Annotated in this window: 14 protein-coding genes; 6 read left to right on the top strand and 8 right to left on the bottom strand. The window is 61.2% G+C overall.

The features are described 5' to 3' along the window. Positions 1-19: 19 nt before the first annotated feature. A complete protein-coding gene (locus Q5H94_RS14940) occupies positions 20-1,258 on the bottom strand; it encodes a CaiB/BaiF CoA transferase family protein (protein ID WP_304562087.1) in 1,239 nt (412 codons plus the stop codon). A gap of 265 nt (positions 1,259-1,523) precedes the next feature. Here Q5H94_RS14940 and Q5H94_RS14935 point away from each other — a divergent pair, with 265 nt between their 5' ends. From Q5H94_RS14935 to Q5H94_RS14925, 3 genes are read left to right on the top strand one after another with little or no spacing between them, the layout of a single operon-like run. Then, positions 1,524-2,801, top strand: a complete 1,278-nt coding sequence (locus Q5H94_RS14935) for an MFS transporter (protein WP_304562086.1) — start codon at positions 1,524-1,526, stop codon at positions 2,799-2,801. Positions 2,802-2,811: 10 nt separating this feature from the next. Then, positions 2,812-3,738 (top strand): acyl-CoA dehydrogenase family protein, encoded by a 927-nt coding sequence (locus tag Q5H94_RS14930; RefSeq protein WP_304562085.1) that lies wholly within the window; start codon positions 2,812-2,814, stop codon positions 3,736-3,738. 14 nt (positions 3,739-3,752) lie between these two features. Continuing rightward, positions 3,753-4,907: an acyl-CoA dehydrogenase family protein gene (locus tag Q5H94_RS14925; protein WP_304562084.1), complete on the top strand. Its 1,155-nt coding sequence runs from the start codon at positions 3,753-3,755 to the stop codon at positions 4,905-4,907. On the opposite strand, the gene Q5H94_RS14920 is transcribed toward Q5H94_RS14925, so the two are convergent. The 4 genes from Q5H94_RS14920 to Q5H94_RS14905 all read right to left on the bottom strand — a co-directional run bounded on the left by Q5H94_RS14920 (position 4,908) and on the right by Q5H94_RS14905 (position 9,734). Continuing rightward, the gene (locus tag Q5H94_RS14920; RefSeq protein WP_304562083.1) at positions 4,908-5,780 is read right to left on the bottom strand and encodes an alpha/beta fold hydrolase; all 873 of its coding nucleotides are present in this window, start codon (positions 5,778-5,780) and stop codon (positions 4,908-4,910) included. Further along, positions 5,780-6,727 carry an NAD(P)-dependent oxidoreductase gene (locus Q5H94_RS14915; protein ID WP_304562082.1) on the bottom strand — a complete coding sequence of 316 codons (948 nt, stop codon included), beginning with the start codon at positions 6,725-6,727 and terminating at the stop codon, positions 5,780-5,782. Before Q5H94_RS14915 ends, Q5H94_RS14920 begins: the two co-directional genes overlap by 1 nt. 865 nt (positions 6,728-7,592) lie before the next feature. Beyond that, the gene (locus Q5H94_RS14910; RefSeq protein WP_304562081.1) at positions 7,593-8,804 is read right to left on the bottom strand and encodes a CaiB/BaiF CoA transferase family protein; all 1,212 of its coding nucleotides are present in this window, start codon (positions 8,802-8,804) and stop codon (positions 7,593-7,595) included. Between the two features lie 81 nt (positions 8,805-8,885). Beyond that, positions 8,886-9,734: an SDR family NAD(P)-dependent oxidoreductase gene (locus Q5H94_RS14905; protein ID WP_304562080.1), complete on the bottom strand. Its 849-nt coding sequence runs from the start codon at positions 9,732-9,734 to the stop codon at positions 8,886-8,888. Positions 9,735-10,045: 311 nt separating this feature from the next. Here Q5H94_RS14905 and Q5H94_RS14900 point away from each other — a divergent pair, with 311 nt between their 5' ends. Then, on the top strand, positions 10,046-12,451 hold the full coding sequence (locus tag Q5H94_RS14900; RefSeq protein WP_304562079.1) for a TonB-dependent receptor: 2,406 nt from the start codon (positions 10,046-10,048) through the stop codon (positions 12,449-12,451). A gap of 291 nt (positions 12,452-12,742) precedes the next feature. Here the strand turns inward: Q5H94_RS14900 and Q5H94_RS14895 are convergent, their stop codons facing one another. From Q5H94_RS14895 to Q5H94_RS14885, 3 genes are all read right to left on the bottom strand, one after another. Beyond that, positions 12,743-13,861, bottom strand: a complete 1,119-nt coding sequence (locus tag Q5H94_RS14895) for a hypothetical protein (protein WP_304562078.1) — start codon at positions 13,859-13,861, stop codon at positions 12,743-12,745. A 31-nt stretch (positions 13,862-13,892) separates the two neighbouring features. Beyond that, complete coding sequence (locus tag Q5H94_RS14890) at positions 13,893-14,792, bottom strand: NAD-dependent epimerase/dehydratase family protein (RefSeq protein WP_304562077.1); 900 nt, start codon at positions 14,790-14,792, stop codon at positions 13,893-13,895. A gap of 150 nt (positions 14,793-14,942) precedes the next feature. Continuing rightward, positions 14,943-16,001, bottom strand: a complete 1,059-nt coding sequence (locus Q5H94_RS14885) for a hypothetical protein (protein ID WP_304562076.1) — start codon at positions 15,999-16,001, stop codon at positions 14,943-14,945. Between the two features lie 201 nt (positions 16,002-16,202). On the opposite strand from Q5H94_RS14885, the gene Q5H94_RS14880 reads away from it, so the two are divergent. Beyond that, positions 16,203-16,850: a TetR/AcrR family transcriptional regulator gene (locus Q5H94_RS14880; RefSeq protein ID WP_304562075.1), complete on the top strand. Its 648-nt coding sequence runs from the start codon at positions 16,203-16,205 to the stop codon at positions 16,848-16,850. A gap of 84 nt (positions 16,851-16,934) precedes the next feature. Beyond that, on the top strand, positions 16,935-17,861 hold the full coding sequence (locus tag Q5H94_RS14875; RefSeq protein WP_304562074.1) for an NAD-dependent epimerase/dehydratase family protein: 927 nt from the start codon (positions 16,935-16,937) through the stop codon (positions 17,859-17,861). Positions 17,862-17,873 lie beyond the last annotated feature (12 nt).

The following is a 17,873-nucleotide window of genomic DNA, read 5'->3' as shown; positions in this document are numbered from 1 at the left end:
GGACCGCGCCGCAGTCGTCTCAGGTTGCGATAGCGCCAAGACGGCGGAGTCGCCCGATCTCGCCCGCGTCCACCCCGAGTATGCGCGTCAAGCCGGCTTCGGTATCCTGTCCCAGTGTTGGCGGGGCGCGGTAAGCCGTGAGTGGCTCACCGTGAAAGCGGACAGGGTTGGTCAATATCTCGATTTCGCCGGCATGGGCATGCTGCACTTTCGTACTGAGGCCGCGATGCTTGACCTGTGGATCCGCAAAAGTCTGGTCGAGAGAGTATATAGGCGCTGCGATGATGCTTGCCGCGACAAGGGCCTCGTAAAGTTCAGTCACGTGTCGCTCAGCGAAGCGCACAGCGAGCAACGGGATTAATAAATCAGCGTTTATGGCGCGGTCGGCACGTTTGACGAAGCGCGGATCGGCGGCCACCTCGGTAATGCCGAGCACATCGCAAAGCCGCACAAAATCGGGATCGGCACTCGCCTGACAATTGATTAGCCCATCGGCACATTCGAAAATCTGCGCAGGTACGGAACCGGTAATGCGATTGCCGGTGCGGTGCGGCGCCGTGCCGGTCATGAAATATTCGGCTGCCTTGGCGGTCATCACCGAAACCGTCGAATCGAGCAATGCGAGATCGATGAACTGCCCGCCGTGACCCTGAACCTCTCGGGCGCGAAGCGCCGCCAAGATCGCGGAGACTGCGTAGAATCCCGTCACCATGTCCGCCATCACGATCCCGCTGCGAACGGGAGGCCCGTCCGGTTCGCCCGTGACGCTCATCAGCCCGGACATCGACTGGAACACGATGTCGGTGCCGGGGCGCGGAGCGTAGGGCCCCGTCTGGCCGAACCCGGTAATCGATAGATAGATGACATTAGGGTTGAGCGCCCGAATCGTGTCGTAATCCAGCCCGTATCGCGCGAGCGTGCCTACCTTGTAATTCTCGACGAACACATCGCATTTGCGGGCGAGGTCACGGATCAACGCCGCGCCTTCGGCGATCTGGAAGTCGATCGCCAGTGAGTATTTGTTGCGGTTGACCGAAACATAGCCTGGCGCTTCGGGTGCGGCGGGGCTTGGATTTCCCATTTCATCGATCAGCCAGGGCGGGCCATAGTGGCGAAATTCGTCGCCGCGTCCCGGCCGCTCGATCTTAAACACCTCGGCGCCGAAATCTCCCAGCATCTGCGTTGCGAATGGCGCTGCGAACAGGCGGCCCATGTCGAGGATGCGAACTCCGTCGAGTGGCAATGGCGCGCCGAACATGCGTCTTCTCTCCCTGTGTGCTCTCGTGGTCGGTCTAGCCGCGCACCTTGCAGAAGCGCCAATCGGAGCGCCGCGCAGTCGATCGGCGGTGGTGATGAACGGGTCGATTCATCGCTCCGGCCTATCGGTGGTCGCAGCGACCTATTGGTCGCGGCTGCCCCAGCCCGATAGCGTCCGGATCCATAATATGGAATCGGAGAAGAGGGTGTCACCAATCGAAACGGGCCAGGAACGAGCCGTACCGGGTGCGTGGCGTGCGGTTGCGTTGCTGACGCTTCTCTACGTCTTCAACAAGGCGGACTCGATCGTGCTCGCGCCGCTGGTGCAGCCGATCAAACATGAACTCGGCATCGGCGACTTTCAGATGGGGCTGCTCCTGGGACCGGCCTTCGCAATCTTCTACGGTTTGTGCGGACTGCCGATGGGCTGGATCGTCGACCATCGTCCGCTGCGCCGCGTCGTCTATTGGGGCGTGACGGTCTGGTCGATCGCGACCGCCGCATGCGGCTTGGTGACGGGCTTTGTGGGCCTGGCGCTCGCGCGCATGATGGTGGGCGCCGGTGAAGCGACGCTGTCACCGTCGTCGTATAAGCTCATCTCGCAACTTTTCCCGCGCAACAAGATCGCGCTGCCGCTCTCGATGTATGCGGCCGGCTCCTCGATCGGTCTCGGCTTCGCACTTTATCTCGGCGGTTTGGCGGCGCGGCTGTCGAGCGAAGGGAGCGGCCTCGCGTTGCCAGGTCTCGGCTTTCTCAGCGCTTGGAAGATCCTCTTTCTGGCGTTGGGATTGCCCGGCTTGCTGCTGGCGCTGCTGGCGTTCCGCCTCCCTGTGCCAGTCGGTGGCGAGCCCACACAAGCGGGCGATGTTGCGTCGAAGGCGCGCGGATCCGTCTTCGCGTTCATGCTACGCGAATGGCGCGTCATGTTGCCGATCTTTGGCTGCTTCTGCGCGATCGGAACCGGCTCGATCGCGCTATTGCAGTGGATGCCGACCTATATGCTGCGCACCTATCACCTCGATCAGGGGACGATCGGACTCGGGCTGGGCGCCATGCTGTTCGCGGCCGGACTGACGGGGCATTTGATCTCTGGCATGGTCGTCGATGCGATCCACACCCGCGGATTGCCGAATGGCGGATTAATCTTTGGAACAGTCGCGACAGTCATCGGGATGCCTTGCGGGATACTTGCGCTGCTGGGCGGGTCGCTATGGATCTACTGGCCACTAATGACGGTTACTTACACGTTGTTCATTCCCTTCTCCGGCTATGCCGCCGCCGCAGTCCAGCTCGCGACGCCGGTCGAGATGCGCGGCCGCATGTCGGCGGTTTTCCTGCTGCTGGCGAGTGCCACCGGTCAGTTGATAGGCCCCACCGCAGTCGGTTTCTTCACGCAATATGTCTTCCGGGACGAAGCGATGATCGGCGCGTCGATGGCGGCGGTCTGCGCGGTTGTTCTCGCCGTCGTTCTCGCCAGTACCATGCCGGTTCTCTTTGGTCGCCGCCGCGCCACGCGGGCGCCGGCAGCAGCACCATCACTTTGAGGGAGGCCCCATGAATTTCGCATTGTCTTCGGATCAACAGGCGCTGCTCGACGGCCTCGCCCCGATCCTTGCGCGGCACCAGGAGATGCCGCGCGAAGGACGGCTCAGCCGGCATTATTACGATCACGGTCTGGACCAGGCGCTCGCCGACGGCGGGTTTCTCGACATCGCGAGCGTCGAGGAATTCTCTCCGCTCGAGGCAGCGCTGGTCGTCGATGCGATTGGTACGTTGCCATCGGTGGTGGAGGCGGCGACGACGCTCCTCGTGGCGCCGAAAGTCCTGCCGTCGGGATTTCCGCGCCCGGTCACATTGATTTCCGGTCCGCTGCATTTTCCGCAACGTTACCTGCCGGTCGCGAAGATCGCTTTATATCAATTTGAAGGCGACCTGCTCGCGATCGAGGTCGATCCTGACAATGTCGAGCTGGCGGATTCGATCTTCGCCTATCCCTATGGCCGCTTTCGTCAGCTTCCCGATCTGGACAAGGCGACAAGGCTCGGCCCGGACAAGATCCCGATCCTGCAACAATGGTGGCGCGTGGCGCTCGCGGTCGAAGCTGGGCGGGCAATGGAGCAGGCCGTAAACTTCACCGTCGACTATGTGCGGGAGCGGCATCTGTTCGGTCGCGCGTTGGGATCGTTCCAGACGGTACAGCACCGGCTCGCGGAAGGGCACCAATACGCGCGGGGCGCGCGCTATCTGGCGCTGCGGGCCGCTTGGAGCAGTGACCCCGTTGATGCCGCGACGGCGGCCACATACGCCCAGATCCACATCGACCAGACGCGCTTTGACACGCATCAGTTCAATGGCGGCATGGGGATCAGCAACGAGCATTTGCTGCACTTCTGGACTTACAGGATGCGCGCGCTCGAAAGCGAGATGGGCGGCCCGGGTGGCAACGCTGTAGCGGTGTCGCGCCTTGCCTTCGCTGCCTGAATCAGGAGACTGACATGGAATTTGGCTGGCCAGAAGCTCAACGTAAATATCGTGAGCGTGTACGATCGATCATCGATCGCGACCTCCCCGAGGATTGGCCAGAAATCCACCGCCACGGGCTCGCTTCGCCCGAGCAGGCAAAGGCAGGCCGCGTGTTCGCAGGCAAGCTGGCAAAGGAGGGGTTGCTTGTTCAGCATTGGCCGAAGGAATTCGGCGGCGGGGACGGCGAACCCTGGGAGCATTTCATCCTGGGTGAAGAGATGTGGCCGCGCGGCGAACCGCGCGGTCCGCAATATATGAACGTCAATTGGCTCGGGCCGGCGCTGATGAAATACGCCAGTGCCGAGCAGCGCGAGCGCTTCCTGCCGCCCATTATCGCCGGCGACGTCATCTGGTGTCAGCTTTTTTCCGAACCATCGGCCGGCTCCGATCTTGCAGCAATGCAGACGAAATCGGTTCGTGTAGGCGAAGAATATGTCGTCAACGGAATGAAGGTGTGGACGTCTTATGCGCGGCTTGCCGAATGGGGTTTCCTACTCACCCGGTCGGGCCCCGCAAGACGTGACATCACGATCCTGCTGGTCGATATGAAATCGCCGGGCATCACGATCCGGCCCTTCCCCGGTATCGTCGAGGACGGGCACCTGCACGAGGTCTATTTCGACAATGTTCGGGTGCATGTCGAAAATCGGCTATTTGAGGAAAATCGCGGTTGGGAACCGGTGACCTACGCGCTCAATTACGAGCGCGTCGGTGTGCAGCGTTATCAGATTATCCACGATGCGATGCATCAGGCGGTAAAGGAGCTGAAACGTCGCGGAACATTCGACAACGATCCGCTCGTCCAGCGCGACGCTGGGATCGTGCTGGCGAAGTGCGAGGCTTCGCGACTGATATCCTATGAAGTGGTAGACCAGCGGGCGCGCAACCTGCCGCCGAGCGAAGATGCGAGCGTCGCGCGGATGTCGGCGAAGGAATGCATCATGGCCTTCAACGACTTCGTTTCGACATGGATGCCGGAGGTGCTATCCGAAGAGCCGATCGGCGGGGATTGGCAATTGTCCTGGGCGCACAGCTTCACGATCGCCAGCGCGATTGCAGCGGGCGCGTACGAGATCCAGTGCGATATCGTGGCAACGCGGCAACTGGGCCTGCCGCGCGGGGCATAGTTACCGCGCGAAATGCGTCGCCAGCAGCGCACGGATCGCGGCGACCATCGCGATTGGCTGTTCCAGCAGCACGTGATGGCCGGCTGCAGGGATCGCGACCGCGGGCGTTCCCGGTGGCGCGACCTTCAGGAAACGCGCGACGTCGCGCGGTCCCATAACCGGCGATTCCGCGCCGTGGATCTGAGCGACGCGACAGGGCAGGTCGCTGAACCGCGTAGCGGCGCGCGCGGCACCGAGGGATGACGGTAAGTCGGGATCTACGCGCCACGACCAACCGCCGGCGACGGGCGCAACCGCGTGTTCGGCGACATGATCGAGGATGTAGCGATCGACCCCCGGCCCCGTCGGCATCGGACGAAACCGGCTGACCAGAGCATTACGATCTTGCATTACCGTAAGCTCGCGTGGCGAGCGGCCTGCGGCCGGCGCGTCGCTGACCCGTTCGGCCGCGATTGGCCCGGCATCGATTATGATCAACCCGCTCAGCACGCTATTGTCGTGATGCGCCAGTTCCGCACCGATGTGGCCGCCCAACGAATGACCGATGATGACGGGCTTCTGGCCGGTTTCCTCCATGAGTCGTTCCGCTACCGCGCGCGCTTCGAGCAGGAATGTCTCGATTGTGTAAAGGGGCCGCCACGAGGAGCCTCCCATCCCGGAAAAGCCGAGGGCGGTAACGTCGTAATCCGTCGCGAGCAGCGGTGCGGTGAAATGCCACCAGGATATGTTCGCACGGTGCCCGTGCAAAAGGAGTAAGGGTACTCCGCGCCCGGCGCCCCATTGTTCGATCTCGAGAATGGCGTTTGCAACGGATATGGTGGAACGCTGCGGCGCGAAAGCAATGGCGTCGCGAAACCAGAGGGGCGCAGGCATCACGCCCTGACCGGCGTCAGCAGCGTGCCGTCCGTAAGGAATCGCGCGATATTCGCGACGACGAGGTCGTTGAGCCGCTCCGCTGCGTCGAAGGTGTAAGCGCCGGCGTGTGGGGAAAGAAGCACATTGGGAACGTTCGCCCATCGTGACGCCGGTGTGGGCTCCTCTACGAAGACGTCGAGAGCCGCTGCACCCAATCTTCCTTCCACGAGCGCATTGCAAAGAGCATCCTCGTCTACGATCGGCCCGCGTGCGACATTAATGAGCAGGCCATCGGGGCCGAGCGCATCAATCACCGTGCGATCGACCAGTCCGCGAGTCTCTTCGGATAGGGGCAGGGTGAGAACCAGAACATCGCTCTGCTCTGCAAGCGCCCTGAGCGTTGTCGCGCGGGGATACGAGGCTTTGGGTTTCTCGCGCGGCCCCCACCATGCCACCTCTGCACCGATAGCGCGAAATAGCCGGGCGGCGCGTTGGCCAATGCTTCCGAGACCGACAATGCCGACGTTCGACCGGAACAGCGAGCGACGTCGTTCGCCGCGGTTCGCTGCGGTCCAGCCACCGCCGCGCACGAGCGCGTCACCCCCCTGAATGCGGCGCAAGGATGCGAGGGCCAGCGCGAGCGAGAGTTCCGCGACGTCATCGGTTCCGGCCCCAGGTGCATTCGCGAGCAAGATGCCACGCTGTGTCAGCAATCCAGTATCGATTGCATCGTAGCCAGCGCTCATACAGACAATTGCGCCAAGCGCAGGCAATTGATCCAGCACCGCTGCGTTGAAAGGTATCGTGCCGATCGACGCAATTACTCGGACGCGGTGCGCAACCGACGGAGTGCGGTTCAGATCTTCCAACGAACAGATTTCGGCGATCGTCTTAAGCCGCGGTGAAATACGATTGAGAAGGGGATGTAGCAAGAGGATCGCCGGAGGTGCGGATGTCATCTCCATTGATAGGACTCCTGTTCAGTTAAGATATCCGGTTTTCTAACGTCTCTCAGTGTGAAAGCGGTAGCTTCGTTGCCAAAACGATCCCTTTCCGCTTCGATCATGTAGTTTCTCATCATCTGGCACGGTTTGAGCGGCTTAAACATTATGAGGACCGGGCGGTCCATAAGGGATATCGTTCCGCTGGGCTTGGCGACATAGGGAAATGTTGTGAGGGGAGGGTATTGACGCGGGATCGCATCAGCGATGCCGCAGGCCCGCTATTAAAACGCGAACGTTCCGAGCAAGCATTCAGCGGACCCGAAGCTCGATTCTCTCGCTCTCGGAGTGGACGGTGACGATAGGCGGATATTCGGTCAGTCGCCAGCTCCGAAACTCGACTTTATACCGCTCGACAGGCTGGTCGTCAGCAGGACCAACATGTGCTTCGCGAAGCGTCCTCCCGATTTTGCCGATGTCTTGCCGAGCGTGCGCAAAGCGGGCAGCCAACCGGTCTGGGTCTGCCGTTTACGACGGCGTCGTGATGGTTGAGGCTACCAATTCGCTGGCGCCGAGTCCCTCTTTTACCGGTAACGAAATCGTCGGCGGATTGCGGCGCTGGACGGCCGCCTGCATCGTCGCCGCGGAAGGGCGCGCGGCTGGAGAGGCCATCCAGCCGCTCACTTGCGCGATCCCCGAAGATTCCGAGGACGCCCGACGGATGAAAGACGCGCGGGTTTTGTCCCGCGCGTCTTTCTACGTACCGACGAGACACGAGCAAACCTCGCGAACCCCTGAAAGGCGGCCCCGCGTACTCGCGACCTTCGGGTGTTCGGAAGACCCTTTTTGCTAAGCCGGTTGCCCGTCCCCCCTACCGGCACAAATTCTCTCAGAAGACAATGCCGGCGATCTTCAGATCGAGGATTTCATCATCGCTGTAGCCAAGGCTGGTGAGCACTCCGTCGCTGTCGGCGCCAAGCTCAGGGCCGCGCTGCGGCGTCACCGCTTCTCGATCGAATTGCACGGGAACGCTGACCATCTTGAGACTGCGACCATCGCCATAATCGACATCCTGGATGAAGCGGTTTGCCAATGCGGACTCGTCAGAGGCAAGCTCTCCAACCTTTTGCACGACGTCCCATTGCCCGTCCTGAGTAGCCAGTCGGTCGCGCCACTCCGAAAGCGTTCCGGTGGCGAAAACCTCATCCAAAACCGCGACGCACGCGCTTATGTTCGCGACGCGGTCAGGCTCTTTTTCGAAGCGCGGGTCCGTCGCGAGATCCGGGCGACCGATTGCGACGCAGAGACCCGGCCAATAGCGTTGGCCTTGCAACATGCAGAGTGAAACGAAGCGCCCGTCCGAGGTGCGATAGGTGTTGACCAGCGGATTGGGCAGGACGAGACGTCCGGGCTTCGGCATTTCTTCGAGCCCGGCCAATGACGAGCCGACAATACCAGGCTGCATTGCCCACATGCCGGTGGCGAGGAGAGAGGCATCGACCACGGACGCTTTGCCGGTCATCGCGCGCTGCGCAATTGCCGCGGCGATACCGCCAGCGAAGATGGCCCCGCTAAGTCCGTCGCCAAAAGCACCTCCAGGCATCCCGACCGGATATGGCTGGCCTGCCGGTGTCACAGCGGACGCAATTCCGCAGCGCGCCCAGAAAGAGATATTATCATAGCCTCCCTTTTCGGCATCGGGCCCATGAGCGCCTTGTCCGCTGCCGACGGCGTAAATGAGATTGGGATGTCGCGCGGTTATGGCATCGACATCGATGCTCATGGACCGTCGCGCGGCCGGCAGCAGGTTGGTCAGAAAGACATCGGCGTCGGCGAGCAGTTTATGCAGCACATCGAGCGCGCCCTCCAGCTTCAGATCCAGTGTGATGCTGCGCTTGCCGCGATTGAAGATCTCGAACATAAAATTCAGACCGTTGGTCTCGCCAAGACCACCGGTTACGAGGCCGCGGATGGGATCACCCGTTGGCGGCTCAACCTTGATGACATCGGCACCCAGATCAGCCAGCACCGCGCCGGCTGAAGGCACAAATGCCCACATTGCGACCTCGACGACTTTGATACCTTCCAGAGGTCTGCTCATGCTCACATACTCCGTGTGACGAGAAGTTGAGGGTCGCCGATCGGTGCGCTGGCACCCCCCGCGCTTACAGTTGAGGGTGGGTCAGTTTTTATTGAGGCGCTCCGCGCTTGCGCGCAAGGCCGAGGTCGGATCGTGCCCGGCGGGCGACGGGGGTGACAGCTGCAGGCGTCCGCCATCGACAAGGATAGTGGCCCCGGTCACATAAGAGCCCGCGCGCGAAGACAGGAAGATCGCCGCGCCAGCGATATCTTCCGGCTCGCCGATCCGCTTGAGGGGTACCGAACCGACAATATGTACCATCGCCTGCTCGTCCGCCACCACCGGCGCCGAGCTGAAGCTGCGGATGAAACCCGGCGCTACGCAATTGACGCGAATCTTCTCGCCGACCAGTTCGTCGGCGAGACAGCGCGCCATGTGGGACACTCCGGCTTTGGCCGCGGCATATGCCATCAAATTTGGGCTCGGCGCATGACCGGCGATGGAGCCAACGAGAACAATCGATCCGCCGCCTTGTGCGGCAATGGCCGGACGCAGAGCTTGGACGAGCCGAAAGTTGTGGTGAATATTGGTATTGAGAATCTGGGTGAACGTGTCGGGCGGCGTTTGAACCGACGGGCCGATGAACGGCAGGACTGCCGCGTTGCAAACCAGAATATCGACGCTGCCAAAAGCCTCGATCGCGTCTTCGGCGAACCGCTGTATGTCAGCGAGATCGTCGAGATCGCAGGTCGCGCCTTTGGCGACGGGAGCACCGTCTTTTCCGTAGCGCGTGTCCAATTCGGCGGCGAAGGCTGAACAGTCCTCCGCGTTGCGGCTGGAGACAACGACCCGAGCGCCGTGCGCGGTCATCTGCTCCGCAATGCCCCGGCCGATTCCTTTCGTGGCTCCTGTGATGACGGCGACTTTGCCGGTCAGATCGAAAAGGCTCATGGAAAAGGCGTCCCTTAGTTGGCGAACAGGCCGCACACGAGCGACCACGGCCTAGAGCGGTGCTCGCGCAAGTCGTAGGCATTGTGGATCATCGATCGTCGCGATCGCACTTCGTCCATCCTCTCGCGTCACTGTCATTTTGTTTTCGAATTCGACGTCACCGGGCACTGAGTGAGCGACGCACTGATGATAGTCCCGCGACGATAATAGATTATTGACCGCTCGGTCAATTGCCTTGACCGAACGGTCCAAATATCGGATGCCTTCGCCAGAGCCAGCACAAAGCGGGCCATAAAAGGGGAGGTTGATTTATGAAGTTTGCCGCTGGCCGTTCGTCACTCATCGCACTCGGCGTCGCCCTTTGGGCTACAGCCGCCAATGCCCAAAGCGCACCGTCTACCGTTCCGACACCGCCCGACAAAACCGTTGAGCCGAGCAGCTCGGCTGGCCTGCAGGATATCGTTGTAACTGCACGTAAAATCTCCGAAAATCTTCAAGCAGTTCCGGTCGCCGTCACCGCCTATTCGGGCGCGAATCTTGTGCAGCAGAATGCCGTCCGAATCCCCGACCTCGCTCGCCTCACCCCGGGCTTCACACTCAAGATTGCAAGCTCGACCCCAGTTGCGGTCAACTTGCAAATTCGCGGCCAGTATCAAAGCGACGTGCTCGCGACTCTTGACCCATCAGTCGGAACCTATGTCGACGGTTTGTACTGGGGACGCGCCTACGGCTTGACGGCTGATCTGCTGGATGTTCGCAGCGCGCAGATTCTGCGTGGGCCACAGGGCACGCTCTTCGGGCGTAACACGACGGGCGGCGCGATCCTGATGGAAACCAACAACCCCGATCTCGACAACATCAGCGGAAAAGTATCGGCGACGTATGGCCGGTTCAACGAACGCTCGGTCACCGGCATCCTCAATTTCCCGCTCATTACGGATCGGCTGGCCATTCGCGGTGCGATTACCGCAACCAAGCGGGACGGGTTTTATCACGAACTCAACACCGGCACCGACATGGCCAATCGCAACAGCTGGACGGCGCGGATCAAGATTCTCGGCCAGGTGACCGACACGTTGAGCGTGCTGCTCAGCGGCGAACATTTCCACACCGATTTCCAGGCGCGGCCATTCCAAACGGCATACATCAGCCCCAGTTCAGCCGCCAATTTGGAGGCCTATTTCGAAGCGAACGGCCCCGCCGCCCCAGCCGTGGCCGTGCCAGGCGGCTACGCCCTGTTTCAGAACTACATCGCATCGGTAGCCGGCACGGACAATGTCAGGCTCAACTCATTGATGCCCGCCTTCGCAACCACCAATACCGCAAGCGCGACGATAACGCTGGATACGTTTTTCGGAGCATTGAAGTTTATCGGCGGGTACCGGGGCGTGAAAGCCAGCACGACCAATGACCTGGAAGGCGCGCCCTACAATATCGTGACTTCCGTCGGAGCGCAGGATCTGAAGCAATATTCCGGCGAATTTCAGATCACGGGAAAGGCATTCCATGATTTCCTGGATTTCACGAGTGGCGTATTTTACTTCAACGAAAGCGGCATAGATCAGTCTCGTGCAATCTTTCTCCCGCGTCTCTCCGCGGTTCAAACCGCCGCGCTGTTCATTGGCGACGTGGCGACCGACAGCATGGGCCTCTATGCGCAAGGGACGGCGCACTTTACCGACAAGCTCTCCTTCACCGGCGGTTTGCGCTATTCGGTCGAGGACAAGGGAATTGTTCTCACCAATCAAACCCGCACGGCGGATGCCAGCAATACACTGGTCGCCTGTTCGATCACCGGCGCAGACCCGGTCACGTGCCGTGCCCAGCGGCGCGACAGTTTTGACGGCGTCTCCTACACCGCAGGGCTCAATTTCCAGATTACCCCCGACATTCTGGTCTATGCCAAGACGAGCAAGGGCTTCCGTTCCGGCGGCGAGAATCTGCGCGCTGCAGGGGGTTTGAGCAACTTTCTTCCGTTCCGGCCGGAAACGGCGCGCGAGCACGAAATCGGCTTCAAGACCGAATTTTTCGATCGGCGTTTGCGGCTCAACGTCGCGGCATTTCTCAGCGACGTGAGCGATATCCAGCGCAACACGATCGTGACCAGCGCGACAGGTACTGCGACAATCGTCGGCAACGCGGGCAAGGCGCGGTTCTACGGCGGCGAGGCGGAGCTGACGGCGATTCTGTTCGACGGCTTCACGCTGTCGGCAAACGGCGCCCATGTGAAACCCAAATACGTCAGCTACGTCGACCCTGGCACCGGTTTTGACCGCTCGCGAGAGCGTTTTGAGCAAGTGCCGGAATGGACATTCAGCGTTGCCGGCACCTACGAAAAAGAGCTGAGCTTCGGAAAGGCGACGCTCAATGCGAATTACGCGTGGCAGGGGACAACGGCGATCGCGCCGTTCAACTATTATGTCGACGGCGCAGGGGTCTATCATGATGCGACGGACGGTTCCGTGCTCACTGCCACCGACGCCGTCGCGACAAAGGCCGCGAGTACACTTCCGGCCGGTGGAACGCTCAACGCCCGGGCCGCTATCTCGCTGATGGACGATCGTCTGGAACTGGCGATCTTTGGTCGAAATATTTTGAACCGCCGGGTCAACGAAAACGCGCTGCTGTTCGGGGCGCCGTTGAGCGTCGTCAGCGTGCAACGCAACGATCCCGCAACGTATGGCGTCACCGTGAGCTACAATTTCGGCGCGAAATAGACTTAGACTTCAACCCTTTTGGCGTCCTGCTTTTCCTCCCAGGTGCGCTGATCGTGAGGCGAGCATACCGGAAGCGGTGTGCTCGCCTTTTTTTAGTGGGTCGGGAAACGTGTGGCCGTGGCTGACCGCCACGCCGCATCACCGCGTCTCGGTCAACGGTCCGACGGAGCTCGCATCCGAGATCTCGCGACTGCGCGAGGAAGCCGGATTAACGTTATCACACAAATCCGGCGAGGCAGACCGCACGCCGGACGCGCCTTCACCGCTTAGTTCTAGCCGGCGTTTCTGTTGTCAGCGCGGTCCCGAGCGCTCGTTCATGCCGTAGCCGGTTTCGCCATCCAAGGTATATTCGGTGACCGCCTGGCGCATGACCATGGTCGCTTCGGGATCGATGCCCCAGCGGGGGGCGTGCGTCGTTCCCCAAGCCGGCATCGACCACCAGAACAGTCGCTTGTCACGGCCAACGATGCGGGTCAGACCGAGCTGGTCGCAGGCGAGTTCGATCGCATAGTCGCCTTGATCGGGGTCATAGCTCATGCGCGGCGCGTCGAGCACACGGTTGGGGTACATGATGCCGTCTTTGTAGACGTAGCCTTCGCTGAAAAAGAAACCTCCGTCGGGTCGCGGAAAGGTTTGTATTCCAAAAGCTGTTCCGCTGGGAAAGACGCCGGCGAGCCAGGTATGACCCGCCATGCCGCCGAGCTTGCGAACGCCGCGCACGTGTCCGCGCAGCCCGTATCCGTCGAAGTCGTAGGACTTTCCCTCAAAGCGCAAATGGCCCATTGCGTGGAACATTTGGTCGAAGCGATACGATTCCGAACTCATGCCGGCGGGAAGGCGCGCCGCAAGCCAAAGCCCCGCTTCGCCTGCCACAGCCTCTGCGGCTTCGGGCAGCAGGCCACCCTGCATGTAGATGGGCGCGACCATCGTCGCCTGCGCAACCAGCGTAACCGTTGTCGTTGCGGTTTCGTCGGTGATGACACCAGCCACCAGCGCCTCCTTGTCCGTAGCCCAGACCGGCAAATCCTCGATAGCATATGTCCACTTGCGGAAAGGCACATCGCAGATGAGCTCGACATGCTTGCTACGCGCTATCTGCGGATTGTCCGAAAGCGCGGCTTCATCGGCGCGTTGCCGGAGTATCCGCCCGTCGGGCAGAAACACCGTGACCATCGCGAACATCGACCCGCTTTGCAGGATCGGATGGATGTTGAAGGCGATATTGCGGGCGGAATCGAAAAACCACACGTTGAGGGTCTCAATGGCGCTCGGGTCCTCCGGCAACGGCCCGGTCAGAATATGATCCTGCTCGGGTCGGAGGCCCCATGAAAAGGGGTCGGACACGTCGCTGTAGAGATCGGTGGATTTGGTCGGCACGACGCCGGGTGGGAGCAGTTGAGGGCGACTCATCGCAGTCTCCTTTGTTGAGGATCGAGAAAAATCAGGCTCCGCAGCCGCCGGTCGGATCGGACAGGATATATTCGATGATATCTGGACGTGTCGGCTGCCAGCCGAGCTCGGCGCGCGCGCGCGGGCTGCGCGATCGGCTCGAAGCGCCCATTACGATCACGGTCGCAAACTTGCCCCAAAGCTCTGTTGCTTCATCCATCGTGATGCTGCGGGTCTGGCACCCCAGTCTGCGTGCCACGAATTCAGCCAGGCAACGATTGTTTAGCTCGCCGCCAACGGCGTGATAAAGCGCCCCCGCGCTGCCATTTTCGAGCAAAAGACCATAGAGATCAGACAGATCGTCAACGTTGACGTTCGAGTACATGTTGAGGCCGGCCCCGATGTAGCAGGCGGCGCCCGTCTTGCGCACCGACTCGACGATCAGTTCGATGTGCGGCCCTTGTCCATCGCCCCATACCATGGGCGGACGCACGACAATCCCGCGCATGCCAGATGAAACGGACGCGCGAACCAGATTTTCGCTCGCGACGCGCATCGCGATCGATCGTGGCGGATCGATGGGATCATCTTCGGCAAAGCTGTCTTCGCTCCAGGCGCCGCGGGTTCGCTGACCGATCACGCCGGTGCCCGAGGTCATGATGAAGGTCTTGTTCGTATCGCGGTAGCTCTCCAGCAAGAGTCCGACGGTCCGATGTTCCTCTTCGAGCGAGAGCTGAGCAGCGAAAATCGTGGCGTCGGTCTGACTGGCCGCGTGGACCAGGCCGTCAGCGTCATCGACATCCCCGACGAAGACGTCATGACCGGCAGCCCGCACTTTTGCAGCGCCCGCCTCGTTACGAGCAAAACCGACGACTTCGTGACCGCATGTCGCAAGATGCTTGGCGACATGAGATCCGATAAAGCCCGTCGCTCCAATCACAAAGACGCGCATGATATTCTCCTGGTTGGCATTGATGCGGCACGGTCAGTGCGGATTGACGCGCAATCTGCGGAACGGGCGTGAAGCCCGCGCAACTCGCGGTGGGCTCGAGGTCCTGTCCGGACTGCTGCAGGTCCTACGACGTCATGTTGTGCAGTCGCGTCATTGCGTGCCCGTCATTTTCTCGACGGGGAGGGACCGTTCGATCATCCCATAGGCTTGCTCGCCGTCCCAGGTGTAAAGAGCGCCGCCCTGGTGAAACGGGAGGCCTACGCCGCTGAGCATCCCGCCGGGAGCCCAATCGCCGAACATCGGCCTATCCTTGGCGATGTAGGTCGAGTCGTGGGTCCTGCCGCCGATATGCACGCGTCCCGCGTCGGTTTCGATGACGATATCGACGGCCCCGCCATGCGGTGCGAAGCTCGTCATCCAGGGCGCTTCGACCACCTTGCCATATGTCTTGGTTTCGCCATCAAACAGGAATGCGTCGCTGTAGGCCGCGGTCCCGTCCGCGCGCGGCGGGAATGCGAGAATGCCGAAGGCCTTGCCGCTGGGAAACAGCGCCGACTGCCAACAATGACCCGGGAATGCACCGATGTCCCTGACCCCCGTGCGTCGGATGCGCAGGCCGCTTCCGTTAAAGTCGATTGCCGCATCCCCTTCGATTGCAAGGCGACCCGAGCAGCGAAACAGTTGCTCATGACGATGCCCGCCGACGGCGCCGACCGCCAGCGCGGTGGCGTTGTCGGTCGTCTGTTCTCCAGGCGTCCAGGGGGGACAGGCGCTTTGCGTGTCGATGGTGATGCGGACGTGCCGGGTCGGTCCGCCGATGTCACCCGCCACCTGGCGATCGATGGTCGTCTCGTAAGCGGTGCCGTCGAAACGCATCTGCCAGCGGCGCAGCGGCTCGATCACTTCGAAGGCAAGCGGTCCGGCATCCAGCGTCACGGCGCGGCCACCGACAATCTTCGGTTCACTCGGCGCAAAGCCGCCGGCGCCAATCAGCACGCGCCCGTCGGGAAAGGCGATATTCGCCTCAATTCCGCGATAATCCCATTCGCCTCCGACGGCTTCGATCACAAACCTTGGAAGCCCGAAACGGCCAAGATCGTCCGATATCCACATCGATACGCTGTCTCGCATCGCCGGGTTTTCGGGACGCGCACCGATGGGGTAGTCGAAAATCGGATCGTATCCGCCCGTTATGTCAAACGTGGACATGCGCTCTCCGATCATCGTCCGCTTCTTGGCAGTAACGCAAAAAGACTGGAATGATTTTACTGATCGGTCAAGGCGGAGGATCGGTTGCCGGCATCGCTCGGGGACGAATCGGCTTCGATGAGGGACCGCGTCTGCCGACTCGCTCGCCCTTCAGCCCGCGGTCCCTAGACAACGGCTACCCCAATCCCGAAAGATGACGGGATGACGAAGAAACTTTCGACGCGAGACCGGATTCTGGATGCCGCAACCGCACTGATCTGGCGGGACGGATATCATGCGGTGTCAGTCGATGCGATCTGTGCGGCTGCCGCGGTACAGAAAGGAAGCTTCTACCACGCCTTCGCGTCGAAAGCGGAACTGCTGCTGGCGGCACTGATCCGGGTGCGCGACGTGGACCGGGCCGAGATCGAACGCATTTACGACAACGGGGCGCCGATTATCGACCAATTCCACGAGCATCTCGAATGGTTCGGCATCGCGCAGCGCCGGTTGAAAGCCAAATACGGCTTTGTCCCGGGCACGTTCAATATGGTCCTCGACATCAATGTGCCAGAGCAGGTTCTGCAGACCGTTCGAGCCGGACATGCCGCCCATCTAGCGCTGGTGGAGAACGCGCTCATCGCAATTCTCGGCGCCCGCGAGACGCATGATTATTGCCGCTGGCTCGCATCTATGGTCGATCGGCTCATCCACGGTGTGATGATCGAGAGTCGCCTAAGCAACTCTCTCAGTGGCTTCGACACCTTTCCTGAATCGATTTTCGCGCTGGTCGGGATTGGCGACCCACCGGGATCGGCGGTTGCGCAGAAAATCGGTGAGATCGCTGGAAGCAAGCGCGCCGGCGCGTAAGGCAAAGGCAAATCCGACGCTTTATTGACTAGTTGGTTCATAATTCCGATGCTGTCCCTCAAACTATGCGAGGGGACCTGGGACGTGCTTCAGGATCAGCGGATTCTTCTGACCGGCGTTACAGGCCGAATCGGCGGTGCGATTGCTGCGGCCCTTGCGCCGACCAACGTTGTTTGGGGATTGGCGCGTTATGGGCGCGCCGGATCCATGGAAGAGGTCGAACGCACCGGCGTCATCCCGCTCAGGGGCGATTTCTCGCGAGATTCGCTCGAAAACATACCCCCGGAACTGGACTATGTCGTGCACGTCGCCGCCGACATCCGGCCTCACAGCGCGGAAGCAGGCATGCAGGACAATTCGGATGGCGCCGCGCGCCTGATGAGCCGTTGCCGCAACGCCAAAGCCTTCCTCCACGTGTCGGCGACGGGCGTCTACGCGCAGCATTCCGACCCCTATTTCGTCTATCCGGAAACTGCCGATCTCGGCGGCGCCTATGGCGGGCTGTATTCGGCCACGAAGCTTGCCGGCGAGGGCGCGGTGCGGGCGGCTGCGCAGATCCTCGATCTTCCCACAATCATCTGCCGGCAGAATGTCCAATATGGCGGCGGCGGTACGGATCCCGGGTTGATCGACCGCTTCCTCGATCACCTCGTGAATACGGGCGAAATTCTCCTCCCCGCTTCGGGTCCGTTGGTTATCGGTCCGATACACGAGGCCGATATCGTGGATTTGATCGAACCATGCCTTGCTGCCGCATCGGTACCGGCCCGGATCGTCAACTGGGGCGGCGACGAACCAGTAGATTGGCAGGAAATGTTCGAGTTTGCTGCGGAACTGATCGGCAAGACTCCCAAGCTCGTGCGCAGGGCAGAGTTCAATTTTCCGAGCTGCTATCCCGATCCGACAGCACGTCGTGCGCTGGCCGGACAGTGCAAAATCTCCTGGCGCGATGGTGTTCGCAGAACGCTCGCGCTGCGGCATCCCGAGATCGTCCTGAAAGCAAGCAAGTAAGCAGACAAGCAG

This window comes from Sphingomonas immobilis (assembly GCF_030580995.1).
Lineage (GTDB): Bacteria > Pseudomonadota > Alphaproteobacteria > Sphingomonadales > Sphingomonadaceae > Sphingomonas > Sphingomonas immobilis.
The sequence above is the reverse complement of the archived record's forward strand: the minus strand, read 5'-3'. Positions and strand labels throughout refer to the sequence as shown.

Excerpts from the sequence above, each read along its gene's own strand:
- Q5H94_RS14940 (WP_304562087.1), bottom strand. The coding sequence starts at position 1,258 with ATGTTCGGCGCGCCATTGCCACTCGACGGAGTTCGCATCCTCGACATG.
- Q5H94_RS14930 (WP_304562085.1), top strand. The coding sequence starts at position 2,812 with ATGAATTTCGCATTGTCTTCGGATCAACAGGCGCTGCTCGACGGCCTC.
- Q5H94_RS14925 (WP_304562084.1), top strand. The coding sequence starts at position 3,753 with ATGGAATTTGGCTGGCCAGAAGCTCAACGTAAATATCGTGAGCGTGTA.
- Q5H94_RS14920 (WP_304562083.1), bottom strand. The coding sequence starts at position 5,780 with ATGCCTGCGCCCCTCTGGTTTCGCGACGCCATTGCTTTCGCGCCGCAG.
- Q5H94_RS14915 (WP_304562082.1), bottom strand. The coding sequence starts at position 6,727 with ATGGAGATGACATCCGCACCTCCGGCGATCCTCTTGCTACATCCCCTT.
- Q5H94_RS14910 (WP_304562081.1), bottom strand. The coding sequence starts at position 8,804 with ATGAGCAGACCTCTGGAAGGTATCAAAGTCGTCGAGGTCGCAATGTGG.
- Q5H94_RS14905 (WP_304562080.1), bottom strand. The coding sequence starts at position 9,734 with ATGAGCCTTTTCGATCTGACCGGCAAAGTCGCCGTCATCACAGGAGCC.
- Q5H94_RS14900 (WP_304562079.1), top strand. The coding sequence starts at position 10,046 with ATGAAGTTTGCCGCTGGCCGTTCGTCACTCATCGCACTCGGCGTCGCC.
- Q5H94_RS14895 (WP_304562078.1), bottom strand. The coding sequence starts at position 13,861 with ATGAGTCGCCCTCAACTGCTCCCACCCGGCGTCGTGCCGACCAAATCC.
- Q5H94_RS14890 (WP_304562077.1), bottom strand. The coding sequence starts at position 14,792 with ATGCGCGTCTTTGTGATTGGAGCGACGGGCTTTATCGGATCTCATGTC.
- Q5H94_RS14885 (WP_304562076.1), bottom strand. The coding sequence starts at position 16,001 with ATGTCCACGTTTGACATAACGGGCGGATACGATCCGATTTTCGACTAC.
- Q5H94_RS14880 (WP_304562075.1), top strand. The coding sequence starts at position 16,203 with ATGACGAAGAAACTTTCGACGCGAGACCGGATTCTGGATGCCGCAACC.